Genomic DNA, 16,944 nt, shown 5'->3' with positions numbered 1-16,944 from the left:
AGGCTAGGATCGTCGCGAACGACAGGGGAGCGTCGTCCCGCCGGTGACGGTGGGACGGACGCTGAGAGTGCGGACCACCGCAGACCCTCGAACCTGATCCGGGTGATACCGGCGTAGGGAGTCGGGCTTTCTCTCCTCCCGTGCTCCTCGCCCCGTGGCTGCGCCACGGGGCGAGGAGCACGGGACCCCTCCGATGACGACGGAGGACGACGACCACATGGCCACCCAGAGCCCCCGTAGGTCCCCGCACGCCCGCCGCACCGCGCTCGGTGCGGCGACGTGCGCGGCGCTCGTGACGCTGACCGCGTGCTCCGCCACCGGCGGTGGGACGCCCGAGGCGACCGGCGGCGGCGCCGGGACCGTGACGCTCGTGACCCACGAGTCGTTCGCCCTCTCCGAGGGCCTGCTCGAGCAGTTCGAGGAGGAGAGCGGGCTGGACGTGCAGGTCGTGCAGCAGGCCGACTCCGGCGCGCTGGTCAACCAGCTCGTCCTCACCAAGGACGCGCCGCTGGGCGACCTCGTCTACGGCATCGACAACGCGTTCGCGTCGCGCGCGCTCGACGAGGGCGTCGTGGTCGCGTCCGACCTCACCGCGCCCGCGGCGTCCGACGCGGCCGCGCACGCCGTGCCGGGCGACGACGCCGGCGCGCTGACCGCGATCGACCTGGGCGACGTGTGCCTCAACGTCGACACCGCGTGGTTCGCGGAGCGCGGCGTGCCCGAGCCGACGACCCTGGACTCGCTGCTCGACCCGGCGTACCGCGACCTCGTGGTCGTGCCGGACCCCGTGACGTCCTCCCCGGGCCTGGGCTTCCTGCTCGCGACCGTCGGCGCGTTCGGGGAGGAGGGCTGGGTCGACTACTGGGCCGGCCTGCGCGACAACGGCGTGCAGGTCGCCGACGGCTGGACCGAGGCGTACTACACGGACTTCACCGCCGGCGGCGGCGACGGGCCGCGTCCCGTGGTCGTGTCGTACGCGTCGTCCCCGCCGTTCACGGTCCCCGAGGGCGGCGACGAGCCCACGACGCGCGCGCTGCTCGACACGTGCTTCCGGCAGGTCGAGTACGCCGGGGTGCTGTCCGGGGCGGCCAACCCCGACGGCGCCGCGCAGCTCCTCGACTTCCTGCTGTCCGACGAGGTCCAGGCCGACATCCCGGTGTCGATGTACATGTACCCCGTGAGCTCGGCCGTCGAGCTGCCCGACGAGTGGACGCGCTGGGCGCCGCTCGCGGACGCGCCGTTCGACGTCGCACCCGCGGACGTCGCCACCCACCGGGAGCGCTGGCTCACGCAGTGGTCCGACACGGTGATCGGCTGACCGTGCCGACCGCGCTCGCCGACCGGCCCGCCGCGCACCCTGCCGCTCAGCCCGCGGTGGGGCCGTCGGCGCGCCGGCCGCGGCGCTGGCCGGGCCGGACGGGGTGGGCGCTCGCGGCCGGGGTGCCGCTGCTGTTCCTCACGGCGTTCTTCGTCTGGCCCGTCCTGGAGATCGTCGGGCGGGGGTTCCTCACCGACGGCCGCCTCGACCTGGGCGGGTTCGGCGACGTGTTCGCGCGCCCGCGCACGTGGCGCGTCGTCGGCCAGACGCTCGCGCAGGCCGCGCTCGGCACGGCCGGTGCCGTGCTGCTCGGTGTCCCGGGCGCGTACCTGCTGTACCGCTGCCGGTTCCGCGGGCGCGGCGCGCTGCGCGCGTTCGTCACCGTGCCGTTCGTGCTGCCCACGGTCGTGGTCGGTGTCGCGTTCCGCTCGCTGCTGGTCGACGGCGGGCTGCTCGGCGGGCTGGGCCTGGACGGCACGTTCGCCGCGATCGTCCTGGCGCTCGTGTTCTTCAACTACGCGGTCGTGGTGCGCACGGTCGGCGGCATGTGGGAGCGCCTCGACCCCCGCGCCGAGCAGGCGGCCCGGGCGCTCGGGGCGTCCCCGTGGCGCGTGCTGCGGACCGTCACCCTGCCCGCGCTGGGCCCCGCGATCGCGTCGGCCGCGTCGCTCGTCTTCCTGTTCTGCGCGACGGCGTTCGGGACCGTCCTGGTGCTCGGCGGGCGCCGGTACGGCACGGTCGAGACGGAGATCTGGATCCAGACCACCCAGTTCCTCGACCTGCGGGCCGCGGCCGTGCTGTCGGTCGTGCAGGTCGTCGTCGTGGTCGGTGCCCTCGCGCTCGCCGGCCGTGCGCGTGCCCGCACGGAGCGCGCGCTGACGCTCGGCGCGCCGACCGTGACCACCCGCCCGGTCCACCTGCGCGAGCCGCTCGACGTCGTGGCCGTCGTCGTGACCGTCGTGACCGTGGGCGGCCTGCTCGCGCTGCCGCTGCTCAACCTCGTGGTCCGCTCCCTGCGCACGCCGCGCGGCTGGGGGCTCGACAACTACGCCGCGCTGGGCGTGCCGCAGGACACGCTGGCGGTGTCCGCGTGGCAGGCCGCCGGCACGTCGGTGCGCACCGCCGTCGACGCGACGCTCATCGCCCTGGTCGTCGGCGGGCTCGTCGCGCTCGTCGTGTCGCGGCGCCCCCGCCGCGCGTCGGCCCGCCGCGCCGTCGCCGGGCTCGACGCGCTGTTCATGCTGCCGCTCGGGGTGTCGGCCGTGACCGTCGGGTTCGGGTTCCTCGTGTCCATGGACGCGCCGCTGGGCCTGCCGGTGGACCTGCGCGCCTCACCCGTGCTGGTCGCGGTCGCGCAGGCGGTCGTCGCCGTGCCGCTCGTCGTGCGCACCGTGCTGCCCGTGCTGCGCGCCATCGACCCGCGCCAGCGGGAGGTCGCCGCGACGCTCGGCGCCGCGCCCGGCCGGGTGCTGCGCACCGTGGACCTCGCGGTCGCCGTGCGGGCCGTGGGCCTCGCGCTCGGGTTCGCCTTCGCGGTGTCGCTGGGGGAGTTCGGTGCCACGTCGTTCCTCGCGCGCCCGCAGGAGCCGACGCTGCCGGTCGTCATCTTCCGGCTGCTGGGCCGCCCCGGCGCCGAGAACTACGGGGCCGCGCTCGCGGCGTCCGTGCTGCTGGCCGCCCTGACCGCGGGTGTCGTGGCCGTGTGCGAGCGGCTGCGCCGCCCGGGGATCGGAGGTGCGTGGTGAGCGACGGTTTGCAGGTCGCCGACGTCGTCGTGCGGTACGCGGGTGCGGCGGGGGCGGCCGTCGACGGCGTGGACCTCACCGTGCCGACCGGGGAGGTCGTGGCCCTGCTCGGGCCGTCGGGGTGCGGCAAGTCCTCGCTGCTGCGTGCCGTCGCGGGGCTCGAGCCGCTGGGCGGCGGCGACGTCGCGTGGGACGGCGTGTCGGTCGTCGACGTGCCCGTGCACCGCCGCGGGTTCGGCCTGCTGTTCCAGGACGGGCAGCTCTTCGCGCACCGGGACGTCGCCGGCAACGTCGCGTACGGCCTGCCCGAGCGGCGTGACCGCGCGGCGCGCGAGGCCCGCGTCGCCGAGCTGCTCGACCTCGTCGGGCTGCCCGGCACCCAGCGCCGGGACGTCGCGACGCTGTCCGGCGGCGAGCGGCAGCGCGTCGCCCTGGCGCGCGCGCTGGCACCCCGGCCCCGCCTGCTGCTGCTCGACGAGCCGCTGTCCGCGCTCGACCGCGCCCTGCGCGAGCGGCTCGCGCTCGACCTGCGGGACGTCCTGGTGGCCACGGGCACGACCGCGCTGTTCGTCACGCACGACCAGGACGAGGCGTTCGCCGTCGCCGACCGCGTCGCCGTGATGGACGCGGGCCGGCTGCTGCAGGTCGCCGCGCCCGGTGCGCTGTGGGCGCGGCCGGCGTCCCGGCGCGTCGCGGAGTTCCTCGGGTACGAGGCGTTCGTCGACGTGCCGGCGGCCGGCGCGGACGTGCCGACGGCCGTGCGCGCTCTGGTCGACGCGGCGCGTGACGCCGGCGTCGCGCTGCTGCCGGCCGGCGGGGTGCTCGCGCTCGCGGCGGGCGCGTTCGTCGTCACGCCGGGCCTGCCCCCGGACGCCCTGCCCGGGGGCGTCGGCGGGGGCGTCACAGGGGTCGTCGAGGTGCAGCGCTCGCGGCGCGGGCGCACCGAGGTCGTCGTCGACGTCGACGGGGTCGGACGCGTGAGCGCCCTCGCGCCCGCCGGGTGGACGTGCGCGCCCGGTGCGCGCGTGGCGCTGCGCGTCGATCCCGCTGCGGTCGCGGGGCTGCCCGGCTAACGTCGTGGCACGGGACAGGGCAGTCCCGCCCACCGAGAGCAGCGAGGTGAACGGCATGACCCTCGAGCGTCGTGAGGTCGTCTCCGTCGACATCAAGTCCCCCGTCGCCACCGTGTGGGAGCACCTGCGTGACCCGCGCCTCGTCCGCAGGTGGTTCGGCTGGGACTACGACGGGCTGGACGCGGAGATCCGCGAGATCTTCGTCGACGACGTGCGCGAGGTGCACGACCACACCGACGGCCGCACGACGCGCTCGCTGGTGTGGCGCAACCACGACCGGCTGACCGTCACGGCCCGCGACGACGAGCCCGCCCGCACGCACGTCGTGGTGACGCGGCCCAGCCACGACGGGCTGTCGACGTTCGACGGGGTCTTCGACGAGATGGACGAGGGCTGGATCCAGTTCGTCCACCAGCTCGCGTTCGCGCTCGGCGTCCACCCGGGCCAGGACCGCGTGACGCTCGTGTCGCACGGCATGGACGCCGGCACGCGCAGCGACCCGCTGCTGTTCCGCGCGGGCCTGCACGGCGTGCGGGGCCTGCCGGTCCGCGGTCACGTCGAGGCGACGCGCCCCGACGGGTCCCGCGTCGGCGGCACGGTGTTCTACAAGGGCGATCACCAGGTGGGGATCCACCTGCACGGCATCGCGCAGTCGCTGCTCGTCCTCGTGATCCGCCCCGCGGTCGAGCGGCCGCCGCACGGCACCGTCGACGCGACGCTGTCCACGTACGGCCTGGACGACGAGGTGCTCAGCGAGGCGCGGCGGCGCTGGTCGGGCTGGTGGGCGCTGGGGCACCCGACGGCGTCCACGCACTGACCCCCCGGCTCACAGGCTGCGCTGCCACACCCCGCTGCCGCCCGCGGGCCGGAAGCCCAGGGCGATGTTGATGGCGAGCATCCAGCGGTTCTCCTCGGCGTTCCACGTGCTGATGCGGCGCACCGACGGCCGCTCGTCCACGAGCCGCTGCAGCTGGACCGCCTTGACGAGCATGCCGAGCCGGTGGCCGCGGTGCTCACGGGCGACCAGCGTGTCCTCCTGCCAGACGAACTCGTCGGTGTGCGGCGGGATCATCAGCTGCGAGTACGCGACGAGCCGGCCCGACGACACGTGCTCGACCGCCGTGGTCAGCAGGTGCTCGTCGCGGCTGAGCGTCTGCGCATCGTCCCGCAGCACGCGGGCCGCGTCCCACACCTCCTGCTCGACGTCGAGCGCCCCGGACGGCTCGTCGGTGCTCATGCTGACGTGCAGCAGGGCCATCTGCTCGGCCCAGTGCTCGGGCGTCGCGTCGACCCACGTCACCGGGCGGTAGTCGGGGCCCGCGGCCGCGGCGGCGCGGGCGCGGTGCTCCTCGAGGTCGGCGAGGTCGAGCGGCAGCGTGAGGCGCGAGTGGCGCGCGACCTGCTCGAGGGTCCACCCGCGCGCGAGCGCGAACCGCACCGGAACGTCGGTGCCGGACACGAGCCCCTCGCCGGTGGGCGCGGCCAGCGTCTGGGGCCCCGGGGGCGGCTCGACGGCCTGCTCGGTCTCCGTCATCAGGCGCGTGCGCCCCTCGGCGCGGGCCGCGTCGCACGCCGCGGTGTGCAGCGCGTCGCCGATGCCACGCCCTCGGTGCCCGGGCCGCACGCCCAGGTCCAGCCAGCCCGTGTGGGTGTTGTCCGCGAGCGGCAGGTCCAGCCGCGCGAAGCCCAGGACGCGGCCGGGGTCGGCGCCGTCCGTGGCCTCGTCGACGGCGACGAGCCGCACGCGCCGGGTGTCGACCTGGTGCTCCAGCTGCGACAGCGCGCGGCGCGCCGTGGTCGCGAAGTCGTCGCTGCCCCACGCCTCGCGGATCGCCTCGTTCTGGGCGTCCACCATGCCGTGCAGCAGCCACGCGCCGGGGGAGTCGAGGGACGTCGGCACGGGGAGCTCACGGATCGACCACGTCGTCATGACTCCTACGATCCACGCCCCGCGCCGGCGCGTCGACGTCTTTACGGACGTCCGCCGGCCAGGGCCTAGCCTGCGGGCATGCCGTGGTGGGAAGTCATCGGGTGGACCGGGTCCGTGCTGGTCGTCGTGTCGCTGATGCAGGCACGCGTGTGGCGGTTCCGGGTCATGAACCTCGTCGGTGCCGTGCTGGCGACGGCGTACAACGCGGTGTTCGGCATCTGGGCGTTCGCCGCGATGAACGGCGCCATCGCCGTCATCGACCTCTACTGGCTCTGGCGGCTGCGACGCGAGCGGTCCGACGCGAACGTCTACGCGGTGGTCGAGGTCGCCCCCGACGACGCCTACCTGCGGCACGTCCTGGCGGTGCACGCCGACGACGTCGCACGGCACCGGACGGTGCCCGGGGACGACGTCGCCGGCCGGGACGCGACGGGCGCGGAGCTCGCGTTCCTCGTGGTGCGCGGGGACGAGACCGTCGGCGTGGTGCTGGTGCGCGACCGCGGCGACGGCTCGGGGGTCGTCGTCCTGGACTGGGTGACCCCGCGGTTCCGCGACTTCACGCCGGGGGAGTTCGTCTACCGGGACTCCGACGTGTTCGCCGCGCACGGCCTGCACCGGCTCGTCGTGCCGACCGCGCCGCCCGGAGCGGTGCCGTACCTGGAGCGCGTCGGCTTCCGGCGGGCCGAGGACGACGCGTGGGAGCGCGCCGTCGCCTGACCGGCGCCCGCGTGGCGTTGCGGCGCCCTGATGCCTAACGTTCGGCCATGCGAACTCCGGCGCCGGTGCGGGCACGCGGTGCCGCGCTGCTCGGCCCCGCGTTCGTCGCGGCCGTCGCCTACGTCGACCCCGGCAACGTCGCCGCGAACCTCACCGCCGGCGCCCGCTACGGCTACCTGCTGCTGTGGGTGCTCGTCGCGGCCAACGCGATGGCCGTCCTGGTCCAGTACCAGTCCGCGAAGCTCGGCCTGGTCACGGGCCGGACGCTGCCCGGCGTGCTGGGTGGCCGGCTGCGCCGCGGGCCGCGGCTCGCGTTCTGGGTGCAGGCGGAGGTCGTCGCCGCGGCCACCGACGTCGCCGAGGTGGTGGGCGGGGCGATCGCGCTGCACCTGCTGTTCGGCGTCCCGCTGCCGCTCGGCGGGCTGATCGTCGGTGCCGCGTCGATCGTGCTCCTCGCGACGCAGGACCGGTACGGCCAGCGGCGGTTCGAGGCCGTGGTCGTGGCGCTGCTCGCCGTCATCACGGTGGGGTTCCTGGCCGGGCTGCTCGCCTCCCCGCCCGACGCGGGCGGCGTGCTCGGCGGGCTGGTCCCGCGGTTCGCCGGTACCGACTCGGTGCTGCTCGCGGCGAGCATGCTCGGGGCGACCGTCATGCCGCACGCCATCTACGTGCACTCGGCGCTCGCACGGGACCGGCACGGGCACGCGCCCGAGGGGTCGGCGCGCCGTCGCCTGCTGCGCGCCACGCGCTGGGACGTCGCCGTCGCGCTCGTCGTGGCCGGCGCCGTCAACATCGGCCTGCTGCTGCTCGCCGCGTCCGGGCTGCAGGGCGCCGAGGGCACCGACACGATCGAGGGCGCGCACGCCGCGATCGTCGACGCCCTCGGCCCGGCCGTCGGGCTGGCGTTCGCGGTCGGCCTGCTCGCGTCGGGGCTCGCGTCGACGTCGGTCGGCGCCTACGCGGGCGCGACCATCATGGCGGGCCTGCTGCACCGGCAGTTCCCGCTGCTGCTGCGCCGGGTCGTCACGCTGGTGCCCGCGATCGTGCTGCTCGCCGTCGGCGCGGACCCCACGTGGACGCTGGTGCTCAGCCAGGTCGTCCTCAGCTTCGGCATCCCGTTCGCCCTGGTCCCGCTCGTGCGGTACGGCCGCGACCGCGGGCTCATGGGTGCCGACCGCAACGGGCCGTGGCTGCACGCCGTGCTGTGCGTCGTCGTCGGCCTGGTGGTCGTGCTCAACGTGGCGCTGCTGGTGCTCCTGCTCGTGTGAACCTCACGTGCGGTGCACGTCCGTGACCAGGAGGTCCACGGTGACGGCCGCCTCCGGCAGGTCCGGATCGCCCAGCACGGCGCGCAGGTGGTCCGCGACCGTGCGGCGCACGTCCGCGGCGAGCGGCGCGATCGGCTGCAGGTAGCCGACCGACAGCTCGACGACCGCCTCGTCGAGCGCGTCGTCGGCGCCGGTGCGGAACGCCAGGCGACGCACGCGCACGCGCGGGTCGGGGTCCAGCACCGTGCGCAGCGACGTCCGCAGCACGTCGGCCGTGACGGTGAACGCACCCTCGGCGTGCCGGCCCCGCACGGGCTGCGACGGGCGCAGCGCCCCGAGCGCGGCGGCCAGCACGCGCGGGCCGACGGCCACCCAGCCCTCGTCGGTGTGCTGACGCAGGCGCGCGGTCGCGAGGTCGAGCAGGTCGTCCGCTCCGGGTCGCTCGGTCAGCGCCATGCGGCGAACCTCCTGCTCAGCGTGTGGCGGGCGCGCTCCAGCGAGCCGCGTACCGCCGCGTGGGTGGTCTGCAGCACGTGGGCCGCGTCGCCGTAGGACATGCCCTCGACCTCCACGAGCAGCCACACCGCGCGCTGCGGTCCGGGCAGCTCCGCGAGCGCACGGTCCAGCGCCGCCCGCAGGTCGGTCGCGAGCAGGTGCTCCACGGGCTCGTCACCGGTGGGTGCCTTTGGCGGGGGACGGACGTCGTCCGCGACGGGGACGGCGGTGTGCGCGCGGCGGCGTGCCGCGCGGCGCACGCAGTTGGTCTGGATGCCGAACAGCCAGGTGCGCACGCTGGAGTCACCGCGGTAGCGCTCGGCGCCGAGCCACGCGGCCGTCAGCGCGTCCTGGACCGCGTCCTCCGCGTCCTGCGGGGACGGCGCCAGGCGCCGGGCGTAGCGGTACAGCGCGGCGCCGTGGCGTGCGACGAGCGTGGCGAACGCCGCGTGGTCGCCCAGCCCGGCGCGCTCGACGAGCGTGTGGTCGGGGCGGTCGTCCGGGGCCGTGCCGGGCGCCGGCGGCACGGACGGGCCGGGTCGGTGCGGCGCACCCGGCGGCGCAGTGTGACCTAGATCACACAGCGTCTGCCGTGACGTTGCCGCGCGGGAGGGCACTCACCCAGTGTCGGCGTCCCCCGGCCGGACGGCACCCGGGACGCCGACCACCTCCGCACCACCCCGGACCACCGCACCAGGAGCACCGATGAGCGAGCAGACGACCACCCCGGCCACCGTCACCGAGAACCGCGCACCGCGCGTGGGCAACAGCGGCACCGCCGGCGCGCCCCAGTCCGGCGCGACACCCCTGCAGACCAAGTTCGGCACGACGACCATCGCCGACGGCGTCGTCGCCAAGATCGCCGGCATCGCCGCCTCCGACGTCGCGGGCGTCCACTCGCTCGGTGGCGGCGCCGCACGCGCGTTCAGCGCGATCCGCGAGCGCATCCCGGGCGGCACGACCAACCACGCGCAGGGCATCAGCGTCGAGGTGGGCGAGCAGGAGGCCGCCGTCGACGTGGACCTCGTCGCCGAGTACGGCGTGTCCGTCGTCGACCTGGCCGAGGGCGTGCGACGCAACATCATCACGTCCGTCGAGCGCATGACCGGGCTGCGCGTCATCGAGGTGAACATCGCCGTCAACGACGTGCACCTGCCGCAGGACGACCCGCAGCCCGAGCCCGCGCCGCAGCCGCGCGTCGCATGACGACGGACCCGGTGCCGCCGGCCGTCGGCGTCCCGGACCCGGGGCCGCAGGTCCTCGAGACGCAGGTCCTCGAGGCGGACCCCGGCGTGCCGGACCTCGACGTGCCGGACCTCGCCGAGCTCGCGGCCGCCGCGGCGCTGGCGGTCCCCGGAGTCGCGGGCCTGTACCCGGGCGCCTTCGGTGAGATCGCCACGCACCTGCCCGGGCGGCGTGTGGCGGGGGTGCGCAGACGCAGCACCGGGGACGGCACGTCGATCGACGTGCACGTCGTGGCCCTGCTGGGCGGCGACCTGCGCGAGCTCGCCGCCGCCGTGCACCGCGCCGTGCGCGCCGCCGTGGGCGGGGACGTCCACGTCTACGTCGACGACCTCCTGCCCTAGCCGCACCACCGCATCGCGGACGAGCGTCCGCACGCACCACGCACCACGCACCACGTACCGCGTACGTCCCGAACCGAGGAGCACCCCATGTCCCTGTCCCTTGCCGGTCTGCTGACCGGGCTGCTGCTCGCCCTCGCGGCGATCGTCGGTGGCTTCAACGGCTTCCTGCTGGCTCTCGTGCTGGGCGCGGTCGGGTGGGTCGTGGGCGCCGTCGTGGAGGGCAGGGTCGACCTGCCCGCCCTCACGGGCGGTGGTCGCCGTGGCTGACGTCGCACCCGCGACGGCACCCGGGGCGCGTGGCACCCTGACGGTCAGCGACCGGGTCGTGCAGAAGGTCGCCCGTGCCGCCGCCTCCCTGGTCCCCGGCGTCGTCGAGGCGCCCGCCGGCCTGCTGGGGCGCGACCTGCCGCACGCGTCGGCGCGCACCCACGGCACGCGGGCGCACGTCGAGGTGGACGTCGCGCTCGCGTGGCCCGCGCCCGCGGCGGGCACCGCACGGCGCGTGCGGGACGCGGTCGAGGACGCCGTCGAGCGGTTCGCCGGGGTCCAGGCCGACAGGGTCGACGTGCGCGTCGTCGCGGTCACGGACCCCGCGCCGCTGCTCGCGGAGCGTGTGCGGTGAGCGCGGCCACCGAGTCGCGCCGCACCCGGGCACGGCACGCCGACGCGTCCGTCGGCGACCCACCCGTCGAGGCCCCTGCCGCTGCGCACGAGCCCGTGCCCTTCGCGCAGCCGCGGCCGGCCGGGCCCGTCGGGTGGGTCGGCATCGTCCTGGCCGTGATCGTGCTGGCCGTCGCCGTCGTGCTGGTGCACGACGGGCTCGTCACCCTCGGGGTGCTCGACGGTGAGCCGTGGGTCGTGGCCGCCGCCGACGCGGTCGGCCTGATCACCCCCACGTGGCAGCTGGCGCTCATCGGGGCGGTCCTCGCGCTCGTCGGGCTGCGGCTCCTCGTCATCGCGCTGGCGCGCCGGCGGCGTCCGGCGATCCCGTTGGCCGCCGGCGGGGGCGAGTACCTGCTCGGGGTCGACGCCGCGCGGCTCGCGTCCGGTGCGGCCTCGCAGGTCGACGGCGTGCTCGACGCGCGCAGCACCTGGGAACGGGGCACCGTGCGGGTCGACGCGACCACCGACGGCGACCCCGGGACCGACGAGCGCATCCGCACCGTCGTCACCGAGCGGCTCGCCGCGCTCGCCGACGCCCCGCGCGTCGTCGTGCGCAGTCGCCGCGCGCGCGGCGACGCGGCCGACGGAGGTGCGCGGTGAACCGCGGCCTGCGGGCGGTGAACCGCATCGTCGCGTTCGTCGTCGGGCTCCCGCTGGTGGTCGCCGGCGTCGCCGCCGTGCTGTGGTGGACCGGGACCCTGAGCGACGCGTGGCCGCAGACGTCCGGTGCGCTCGACCCGCGGCGCGTCCAGGAGGTCGTCGACACGGGGTGGTTCGGTGGGGTCGCCACGGCCGGCGGCGTCGTGCTCGCGCTCCTCGCGCTGTGGTGGCTGGCGGCGCACCTCGCGTCGCCGCGCGTCGGCACCCTGCGGCTGCCCGGGTCGGGTGCGGACGGGCGGCTCACGCTCGACGGGTCCGCGCTCGCGGGGCACGTCGCGGAGCAGGCCCGCCGGCTGCCCGGCGTCGTGGGGGCACGCAGCGTGATCGACCGCGAGGGTGGGCGCCACGTGCTCGTCTCCACGCTGCAGGTCGACCCCGAGGCGAACCTGCCGGTCCTGTCCGACGAGGTGGCCACGCTGGTGGCCCGCGCACGGGACGTCGCGGAGCTGCCCGGCATGGCGGCGCGCACCCGTCTGGCCGTGCAGCGGCGCGCTCGCGGGCTCCCGCGCGTGCGCTGACGTCCCGCGACGGCCCGGCCGTCAGGGCGTCAGCGACCGTGCGTGCGCCAGCCGACCCTCCAGGTGGTGCCGCTCGGCGGTGTCGGGGACCAGCCCGAGAGCCCGCTCGAGCTCGGCGACGGCCTCGGCCGCGCGGCCCGCGCGCAGCAGCAGCTCCCCGCGGACGGCCGGGAGCCGGTGGTGGTGGGCGAGGGCGTCGTCGAGGCCGTCGAGGACCGCCAGGCCCGCGTCCGGCCCGTCGGCCTCCGCGACCGCGACGGCCCGGGCGAGCCGCACCACCGGCGAGCCCGTGCGGGTCTCCAGCTGCGCGTAGAGCCGCGCGACGACGTCCCACCGGGTGTCGGCCGCGGTCGGGGCCGTCGCGTGCTCGGCCGCCGCGAGAGCCTGCAGCCGGTGCTCCTCCGCGAGCCCGTCGAGCGGTGGGACGGCGGCCAGCAGCGCGACGCCCTCCCGGATGTCGTCGCTGTGCCAGCGCGCGCGGTCCTGGTCGGGCAGCAGCACCAGGCGGCCGTCGTCGTCCAGGCGCGCGTCCCGCCGCGAGTGCTGCAGCAGCATCAGCGCGAGCAACGCCCGCACGCGCGGCGACCCGCCCAGCAGGACGTCGAGCTCGCGCGTGAGGCGCACGGCCTCGTCGCCCAGGTCCACGCGCAGGCCGCCCGGGACGTCGGCGGGCTGGTACCCGGCCGTGAACAGCAGGTACAGCACGGTCGTCACGGCGTCGAGCCGCTCGGCGAGCTGCCCGGGCGGCGGCACGACGAACGGCACGCCCGTGGCCGCCAGCCGCTTCTTGGCCCGCGTGAGCCGCGCCGACATCGCGGTGTGCTGGACCAGCTGCAGGCGCGCGATGTCCGCGGTCCCCAGCCCGACGACGAACCGCAGCGTCATCGCGACCCGGTCCGCCGGGGCGAGCGCCGGGTGGCAGCACGTCAGGACGAGGCGCAGCTGCTCGTCGGCGACGTGCGCGCCGGGGTCCTGCGCCGCGGCGGCCAGCGCGCGCATCTCGTCGTCGACGACCATGAGCGGCTCCTTGCGCCGGTGGACCGCCTGCGAGCGCAGCCGGTCCAGCACCCGGCGGCGCGCGGCCGTCAGCAGCCACGCCCCGGGGTTGGCGGGCACGCCGTCGCGCGGCCACGTGCGCGCGGCGGCCTCGAACGCGTCGCCCGCCGCGTCCTCGGCGAGGTCCGGGCTGGCGAACTGCGCGACGAGCAGCGCGACGACGTGGGACCAGTGCGCACGCCACGCGTCCCCGAGCGCGGCGGCGACGTCCTCGGGCGGCACGGCGGTCACGGCTCGACGCACTCGCGGACCTCGTGGGTCGTCTCGGGCAGCAGCCGCGCGAGGTCGACCACCGTCTGCACGTCCGCGGCCTCGACGAGGTAGAAGCCGCCGAGCTGCTCGGTGGTCCGCGTGCACGGCCCGTCAGTGACCTCCGTGGTGTCCGCGGTGCGTCGGAGGGTGCGGGCCGACGCCGCCCCGGCGAGGGCCTCGCACGCCAGGATCGTCACGCCGGCGGCCGGTGCCCGGCGCGCGAACTCCTCGTGGCCGCGGACGTACCGCGCGCGGCCCGCGGCGTCCGCGCTGCGGTACGTCTCCTCGTCCTCGTGGGCGAGGACGACGAGCCTCACGACGCCTCGGCGGCAGTCGTCCCGGCCACGTCGTGCTGCACGTGCTGGTCCTGCACGCGCCGCAGCTCGATGGTCCCGGGGTCGTGCTCCAGCAGGCCCGCCGCGAGGTGCAGCAGCGCGTCGGGGTCCGCGGTGCGGACCAGGTAGTACCCGCCGAGCTGCTCGGTGGTCTCGGCGTACGGGCCGTCGCTGAGCGTCACGTCCCCGGTCGGCGTCGCCCGCAGCAGCCGGGACGCCCTGGGCGACCCCAGCTCCTCGCCGCCGACGATCGCGTGCCCCTGCGCCGGGCACTGCTCGGCGAACCGGTCGTGGTCGGCGAACACCGCGTCGAGGTCGAGCGTGGCGTCCAGGTCGCCACGCAGCAGCAGGAGGTACGTGGCCGTGCCGCTCGCGCCGGCACCCGGCTCGACCAGGTCCTCGGCGCTGCCGTCGTCGTGCAGCACCTCGGGTCGCAGCTCGAGCGTCCCGCCGTCGTCCGCGACCAGCGGCGCCGCCAGGCGCAGCAGGCCGTCGGGGTCGGACGTGCGGACCCGGTAGAACCCGCCGAGGTGCTCGGTCGTCTCCGCGTAGGGGCCCTCGGTGGCCGCCGTCCCGCCGTCGCCGACGCGCAGCAGGCGCGCCGTCGACGGGCTCGCGAGCTCCTCGCCCCCGAGGAGCTCGTGCCCGTGCTCGGCGCAGCCGTCCGCGAACCGCCCGTGCGCGGCGTACGCGGCGTCCACGTCGAAGTCGGCGTCGGGGTCGCCCCACAGCAGCAGCAGGTAGGTGGTCGTCGTCATCTCGCCTCCAGCGCGTCCCGGGGCACCCACTGTGCCCGTCCACCCCCATGACGCGCGACGACCCGTGATTTCGACGGCGTGGCGGCCTCAGCGGGTGACGGCCTCAGCGCGTGACGGCGGCACCCCGCGCGACCAGCCCGGCCTTGTCGGACAGGGCGACCTCCTTCATGAGGAAGGCGATCGCGAAGCCGATGACGCCCAGCGGCACCAGGTACCAGAACGCGGGCGCGAGCGCGTCGGTGTACGCGTCGACGACGATCTCGCGCAGCGACTCCGGCAGCCGCTGGACGAGCTCGGGCGTCAGGGACTCGGCGCCGAAGCCCTGCGGGACGTCACCCGGGGGCGCGTCCTTCACGGCGTCGGCCAGCCGGGTCGTGAGGTTCGTGGTGAAGACGGTGGAGAACACGCTCGTGCCGACCGCCGCGCCGATCTCGCGCAGGAAGTTGTTGGTGGACGTCGCGACTCCGACCAGGTCCGGGGCCACGGCGTTCTGCACGGCGATGACGATGGTCTGCATCACGAAGCCCAGGCCGAGGCCGAGGACGAAGATCATGGCGCCGAACGTCACCATCGAGATGTCGGGCGTCAGCCGGGTCAGCAGCGCGAGCCCGACGGTCGCGATGCCCATGCCGACGATCGGGTAGATCTTGTAGCGCCCGCGTGCGGAGATGAGCACGCCGGACCCGAGCGAGGTGATCATCAGGCCGACCGTCATCGGCAGCATCAGCAGCCCCGCATCGGTGGCGTCGTACCCGCGCGCCATCTGCAGGAACGTCGGCAGGAACGACAGGGCCGCGAACATCGTCATGCCGAAGAGCAGGGCGATCGTGACGGACACGGAGAACGTGCGGCTGCGGAACAGCCGCAGCGGGATCAGCGGGTCCGCCACCTTCGTCTCGACGACGAGGAACGCGGCCAGGGCCACGACGGTCAGCACCACCAGGCCAGGGAGCAGCGGGTCGCCCCAGTCGTACCGGCCTTCCGGCGTGATGGAGCTCCAGCTGGTGAGCAGGACGATGCCGGCGGTCGTGGCCGCCATGAGGACGGCCCCACCGAGGTCGAAGCGTGCGCTGGGCGTGCGCGAGGGCAGCCGCAGCCGGAACCACGCGACCGTGAGGGCCACGAGCCCGATCGGCACGTTCAGCCAGAAGCACCACCGCCACCCGGGGCCGTCGGTGAACCAGCCGCCGAGCAGCGGGCCGGCGACCGTCGCGACGCCGAAGACCGCGCCCATCGGCCCCATGTACTTGCCGCGGTCCCGCGCCGAGACGATGTCCGCGATGATCGCCTGGCTGAGGATCACCAGCCCGCCGGCCCCGAGGCCCTGGACGGACCGCCACACGACGAGGTCGACGAAGCTCTGCGACAGCGCCGAGCCGGTCGACCCGATGACGAAGATCGTCACGGCGAGGAGGAACGGCTGCCGCCGCCCGCGCAGGTCACCGACCTTGCCGTAGATCGGCATGACGATCGCGATCGCGAGCAGGTACGCGGTGATGATCCAGCCCTCGTGCTGGGCCGCCCGCAGGTCCCCGACGATGGTGGGCAGCGCGGTGCTCACGACCGACTGGTCGAGGGCCGACAGGAACATCGCCGCCAGGAGCGCGCTGAAGATCACGTAGACCGTGCGGGGTGACAGGACGAGCTCCGGCTCGCCCGCCGCTGCCGTGGATCGCGTGGTGCTGCTCATCGACGGGTCCTCTCGCGAGCCCAGCACGCGAGGCGCAGGGCCGAGCACTCCCCCCGGGGCTCGCCTCCTGTCGAGTGTCCGCCCGGCCCCGGGGTCCCGCAACAAACCGGGCGCGGGGTTCCGGGTGCGGGTCGCGGCACCCCGTGCCTACGGTGGCGGACGCCCGGCCACCCCGGGTTCCCCCAACGAACGAGGAGGCACACATGTCCGACACGGACCTCGACGGCCGCCGCGTGCTGGCCGTCGTCACCAACTACGGCGTCGAGCAGGACGAGCTCGTCGTCCCGGTGGAGCGGCTGCGCGCCGACGGTGCGACCGTCGACGTCGCGGCGGTCGACGACGCCCCGATCGAGACGCTCGTCGGCGACAAGGACCCCGGCCGTACCGTGCAGCCCACGACGACGCTCGGCGCCGTCGACCCCGGCGCGTACGACCTGCTGCTGGTCCCCGGCGGCACCCTCAACGCCGACAGCCTGCGCCTGCAGGACGAGGCACTGTCCCTGGTCAAGGCGTTCGCGTCGTCGGGACGCCCGGTCGCCGCGATCTGCCACGGCCCGTGGCTGCTGGTCGAGGCGGGCCTGGTGCAGGGCAAGCGCCTGACGTCGTACCCGTCGCTGACCACGGACGTCCGCAACGCGGGCGGCACGTGGGTCGACGAGGAGGTCGTCGTGGACGACGAGGGCGGGTTCCGGCTCGTCACGTCGCGCACCCCGGACGACCTGGACGCGTTCCTGCGCGAGATCGACGCGGCGCTCTCCGTCACCGTCTGAGGGTCGGCCACCCGCCGACGTGACCCCGGCCGCCAGCGCGCCAGGGTCGCGTTCCGGCGGGTGGCCCGGCCCCGCTGGTCGACGGTGTGGGGCGGCGAGGAGGCGGACGA

20 protein-coding genes and 1 riboswitch are annotated in these 16,944 nt (G+C 75.8%); of the genes, 13 read left to right on the top strand and 7 right to left on the bottom strand.

Annotated features, from left to right (window positions below):
* The first annotated feature begins 13 nt into the window (after nt 1–13).
* Nucleotides 14–137: riboswitch (TPP riboswitch) on the top strand.
* 56 nt (nt 138–193) lie between these two features.
* Genes IR158_RS13505 through IR158_RS13490 form a run of 4 tightly spaced genes read left to right on the top strand, consistent with a single transcriptional unit; the run spans nt 194 to nt 4,953 of the window.
* A complete protein-coding gene (locus IR158_RS13505; RefSeq protein ID WP_291813858.1) occupies nt 194–1,318 on the top strand; it encodes a thiamine ABC transporter substrate-binding protein in 1,125 nt (374 codons plus the stop codon).
* Between the two features lie 56 nt (nt 1,319–1,374).
* Nucleotides 1,375–3,063: an iron ABC transporter permease gene (locus IR158_RS13500; RefSeq protein ID WP_291813909.1), complete on the top strand. Its 1,689-nt coding sequence runs from the start codon at nt 1,375–1,377 to the stop codon at nt 3,061–3,063.
* Nucleotides 3,060–4,136: an ABC transporter ATP-binding protein gene (locus tag IR158_RS13495; RefSeq protein ID WP_291813856.1), complete on the top strand. Its 1,077-nt coding sequence runs from the start codon at nt 3,060–3,062 to the stop codon at nt 4,134–4,136. Before IR158_RS13500 ends, IR158_RS13495 begins: the two co-directional genes overlap by 4 nt.
* A gap of 55 nt (nt 4,137–4,191) precedes the next feature.
* Nucleotides 4,192–4,953 (top strand): hypothetical protein, encoded by a 762-nt coding sequence (locus IR158_RS13490; protein WP_291813854.1) that lies wholly within the window; start codon nt 4,192–4,194, stop codon nt 4,951–4,953.
* 9 nt (nt 4,954–4,962) lie between these two features.
* Here the strand turns inward: IR158_RS13490 and IR158_RS13485 are convergent, their stop codons facing one another.
* A complete protein-coding gene (locus IR158_RS13485; RefSeq protein WP_291813852.1) occupies nt 4,963–6,066 on the bottom strand; it encodes a GNAT family N-acetyltransferase in 1,104 nt (367 codons plus the stop codon).
* 78 nt (nt 6,067–6,144) lie between these two features.
* Between IR158_RS13485 and IR158_RS13480 the strand changes: the two genes are divergently transcribed.
* Both IR158_RS13480 and IR158_RS13475 read left to right on the top strand, forming a co-directional pair.
* The gene (locus tag IR158_RS13480) at nt 6,145–6,783 is read left to right on the top strand and encodes a hypothetical protein (protein ID WP_291813850.1); all 639 of its coding nucleotides are present in this window, start codon (nt 6,145–6,147) and stop codon (nt 6,781–6,783) included.
* A 47-nt stretch (nt 6,784–6,830) separates the two neighbouring features.
* The gene (locus tag IR158_RS13475) at nt 6,831–8,051 is read left to right on the top strand and encodes an Nramp family divalent metal transporter (protein ID WP_291813848.1); all 1,221 of its coding nucleotides are present in this window, start codon (nt 6,831–6,833) and stop codon (nt 8,049–8,051) included.
* Between the two features lie 3 nt (nt 8,052–8,054).
* On the opposite strand, the gene IR158_RS13470 is transcribed toward IR158_RS13475, so the two are convergent.
* Together IR158_RS13470 and IR158_RS13465 are read right to left on the bottom strand one after the other, a co-directional pair.
* Nucleotides 8,055–8,507 carry a hypothetical protein gene (locus IR158_RS13470; RefSeq protein WP_291813846.1) on the bottom strand — a complete coding sequence of 151 codons (453 nt, stop codon included), beginning with the start codon at nt 8,505–8,507 and terminating at the stop codon, nt 8,055–8,057.
* Entirely contained in the window at nt 8,498–9,073 is a 576-nt protein-coding gene (locus IR158_RS13465; protein WP_291813844.1) for an RNA polymerase sigma factor, read from the bottom strand. Before IR158_RS13465 ends, IR158_RS13470 begins: the two co-directional genes overlap by 10 nt.
* A gap of 178 nt (nt 9,074–9,251) precedes the next feature.
* On the opposite strand from IR158_RS13465, the gene IR158_RS13460 reads away from it, so the two are divergent.
* The 6 genes from IR158_RS13460 (at nt 9,252) to IR158_RS13435 (ending at nt 11,973) form a co-directional block, all read left to right on the top strand.
* Nucleotides 9,252–9,752, top strand: a complete 501-nt coding sequence (locus IR158_RS13460; protein ID WP_291813842.1) for an Asp23/Gls24 family envelope stress response protein — start codon at nt 9,252–9,254, stop codon at nt 9,750–9,752.
* Nucleotides 9,749–10,132 carry an Asp23/Gls24 family envelope stress response protein gene (locus IR158_RS13455; RefSeq protein ID WP_291813840.1) on the top strand — a complete coding sequence of 128 codons (384 nt, stop codon included), beginning with the start codon at nt 9,749–9,751 and terminating at the stop codon, nt 10,130–10,132. Before IR158_RS13460 ends, IR158_RS13455 begins: the two co-directional genes overlap by 4 nt.
* An 87-nt stretch (nt 10,133–10,219) precedes the next feature.
* A complete protein-coding gene (locus tag IR158_RS13450) occupies nt 10,220–10,399 on the top strand; it encodes a DUF2273 domain-containing protein (protein ID WP_291813838.1) in 180 nt (59 codons plus the stop codon).
* Nucleotides 10,392–10,754, top strand: a complete 363-nt coding sequence (locus tag IR158_RS13445) for an Asp23/Gls24 family envelope stress response protein (RefSeq protein WP_291813835.1) — start codon at nt 10,392–10,394, stop codon at nt 10,752–10,754. Before IR158_RS13450 ends, IR158_RS13445 begins: the two co-directional genes overlap by 8 nt.
* Nucleotides 10,751–11,395: a DUF6286 domain-containing protein gene (locus tag IR158_RS13440; RefSeq protein ID WP_291813833.1), complete on the top strand. Its 645-nt coding sequence runs from the start codon at nt 10,751–10,753 to the stop codon at nt 11,393–11,395. The genes IR158_RS13445 and IR158_RS13440 overlap by 4 nt, the downstream gene beginning before the upstream one ends.
* The gene (locus tag IR158_RS13435) at nt 11,392–11,973 is read left to right on the top strand and encodes a hypothetical protein (protein WP_291813830.1); all 582 of its coding nucleotides are present in this window, start codon (nt 11,392–11,394) and stop codon (nt 11,971–11,973) included. The genes IR158_RS13440 and IR158_RS13435 overlap by 4 nt, the downstream gene beginning before the upstream one ends.
* Nucleotides 11,974–11,994: 21 nt before the next feature.
* Here the strand turns inward: IR158_RS13435 and IR158_RS13430 are convergent, their stop codons facing one another.
* From IR158_RS13430 to IR158_RS13415, 4 genes are all read right to left on the bottom strand, one after another.
* The gene (locus IR158_RS13430) at nt 11,995–13,251 is read right to left on the bottom strand and encodes a DUF6596 domain-containing protein (protein WP_291813907.1); all 1,257 of its coding nucleotides are present in this window, start codon (nt 13,249–13,251) and stop codon (nt 11,995–11,997) included.
* Between the two features lie 5 nt (nt 13,252–13,256).
* Complete coding sequence (locus IR158_RS13425) at nt 13,257–13,598, bottom strand: YciI family protein (RefSeq protein WP_291813829.1); 342 nt, start codon at nt 13,596–13,598, stop codon at nt 13,257–13,259.
* The gene (locus IR158_RS13420; RefSeq protein ID WP_291813827.1) at nt 13,595–14,374 is read right to left on the bottom strand and encodes a YciI family protein; all 780 of its coding nucleotides are present in this window, start codon (nt 14,372–14,374) and stop codon (nt 13,595–13,597) included. The genes IR158_RS13425 and IR158_RS13420 overlap by 4 nt, the downstream gene beginning before the upstream one ends.
* Nucleotides 14,375–14,477: 103 nt before the next feature.
* A complete protein-coding gene (locus IR158_RS13415; protein ID WP_291813825.1) occupies nt 14,478–16,091 on the bottom strand; it encodes an MDR family MFS transporter in 1,614 nt (537 codons plus the stop codon).
* A gap of 176 nt (nt 16,092–16,267) precedes the next feature.
* Between IR158_RS13415 and IR158_RS13410 the strand changes: the two genes are divergently transcribed.
* Nucleotides 16,268–16,834 (top strand): DJ-1/PfpI/YhbO family deglycase/protease, encoded by a 567-nt coding sequence (locus IR158_RS13410; RefSeq protein WP_291813823.1) that lies wholly within the window; start codon nt 16,268–16,270, stop codon nt 16,832–16,834.
* Nucleotides 16,835–16,944 lie beyond the last annotated feature (110 nt).

The sequence above is a fragment of the Cellulomonas sp. genome, from assembly GCF_015234515.1.
In the GTDB taxonomy this organism is placed as follows: domain Bacteria; phylum Actinomycetota; class Actinomycetes; order Actinomycetales; family Cellulomonadaceae; genus Cellulomonas.
This window is presented reverse-complemented; position numbering and strand designations above follow the sequence as displayed.

Bases quoted from the DNA above. Each gene is read 5' to 3' on its own strand.
- IR158_RS13505 (WP_291813858.1), top strand. From the start codon at position 194: ATGACGACGGAGGACGACGACCACATGGCCACCCAGAGCCCCCGTAGG.
- IR158_RS13490 (WP_291813854.1), top strand. From the start codon at position 4,192: ATGACCCTCGAGCGTCGTGAGGTCGTCTCCGTCGACATCAAGTCCCCC.
- IR158_RS13485 (WP_291813852.1), bottom strand. From the start codon at position 6,066: ATGACGACGTGGTCGATCCGTGAGCTCCCCGTGCCGACGTCCCTCGAC.
- IR158_RS13480 (WP_291813850.1), top strand. From the start codon at position 6,145: ATGCCGTGGTGGGAAGTCATCGGGTGGACCGGGTCCGTGCTGGTCGTC.
- IR158_RS13475 (WP_291813848.1), top strand. From the start codon at position 6,831: ATGCGAACTCCGGCGCCGGTGCGGGCACGCGGTGCCGCGCTGCTCGGC.
- IR158_RS13470 (WP_291813846.1), bottom strand. From the start codon at position 8,507: ATGGCGCTGACCGAGCGACCCGGAGCGGACGACCTGCTCGACCTCGCG.
- IR158_RS13460 (WP_291813842.1), top strand. From the start codon at position 9,252: ATGAGCGAGCAGACGACCACCCCGGCCACCGTCACCGAGAACCGCGCA.
- IR158_RS13455 (WP_291813840.1), top strand. From the start codon at position 9,749: ATGACGACGGACCCGGTGCCGCCGGCCGTCGGCGTCCCGGACCCGGGG.
- IR158_RS13450 (WP_291813838.1), top strand. From the start codon at position 10,220: ATGTCCCTGTCCCTTGCCGGTCTGCTGACCGGGCTGCTGCTCGCCCTC.
- IR158_RS13420 (WP_291813827.1), bottom strand. From the start codon at position 14,374: ATGACGACGACCACCTACCTGCTGCTGCTGTGGGGCGACCCCGACGCC.
- IR158_RS13410 (WP_291813823.1), top strand. From the start codon at position 16,268: ATGTCCGACACGGACCTCGACGGCCGCCGCGTGCTGGCCGTCGTCACC.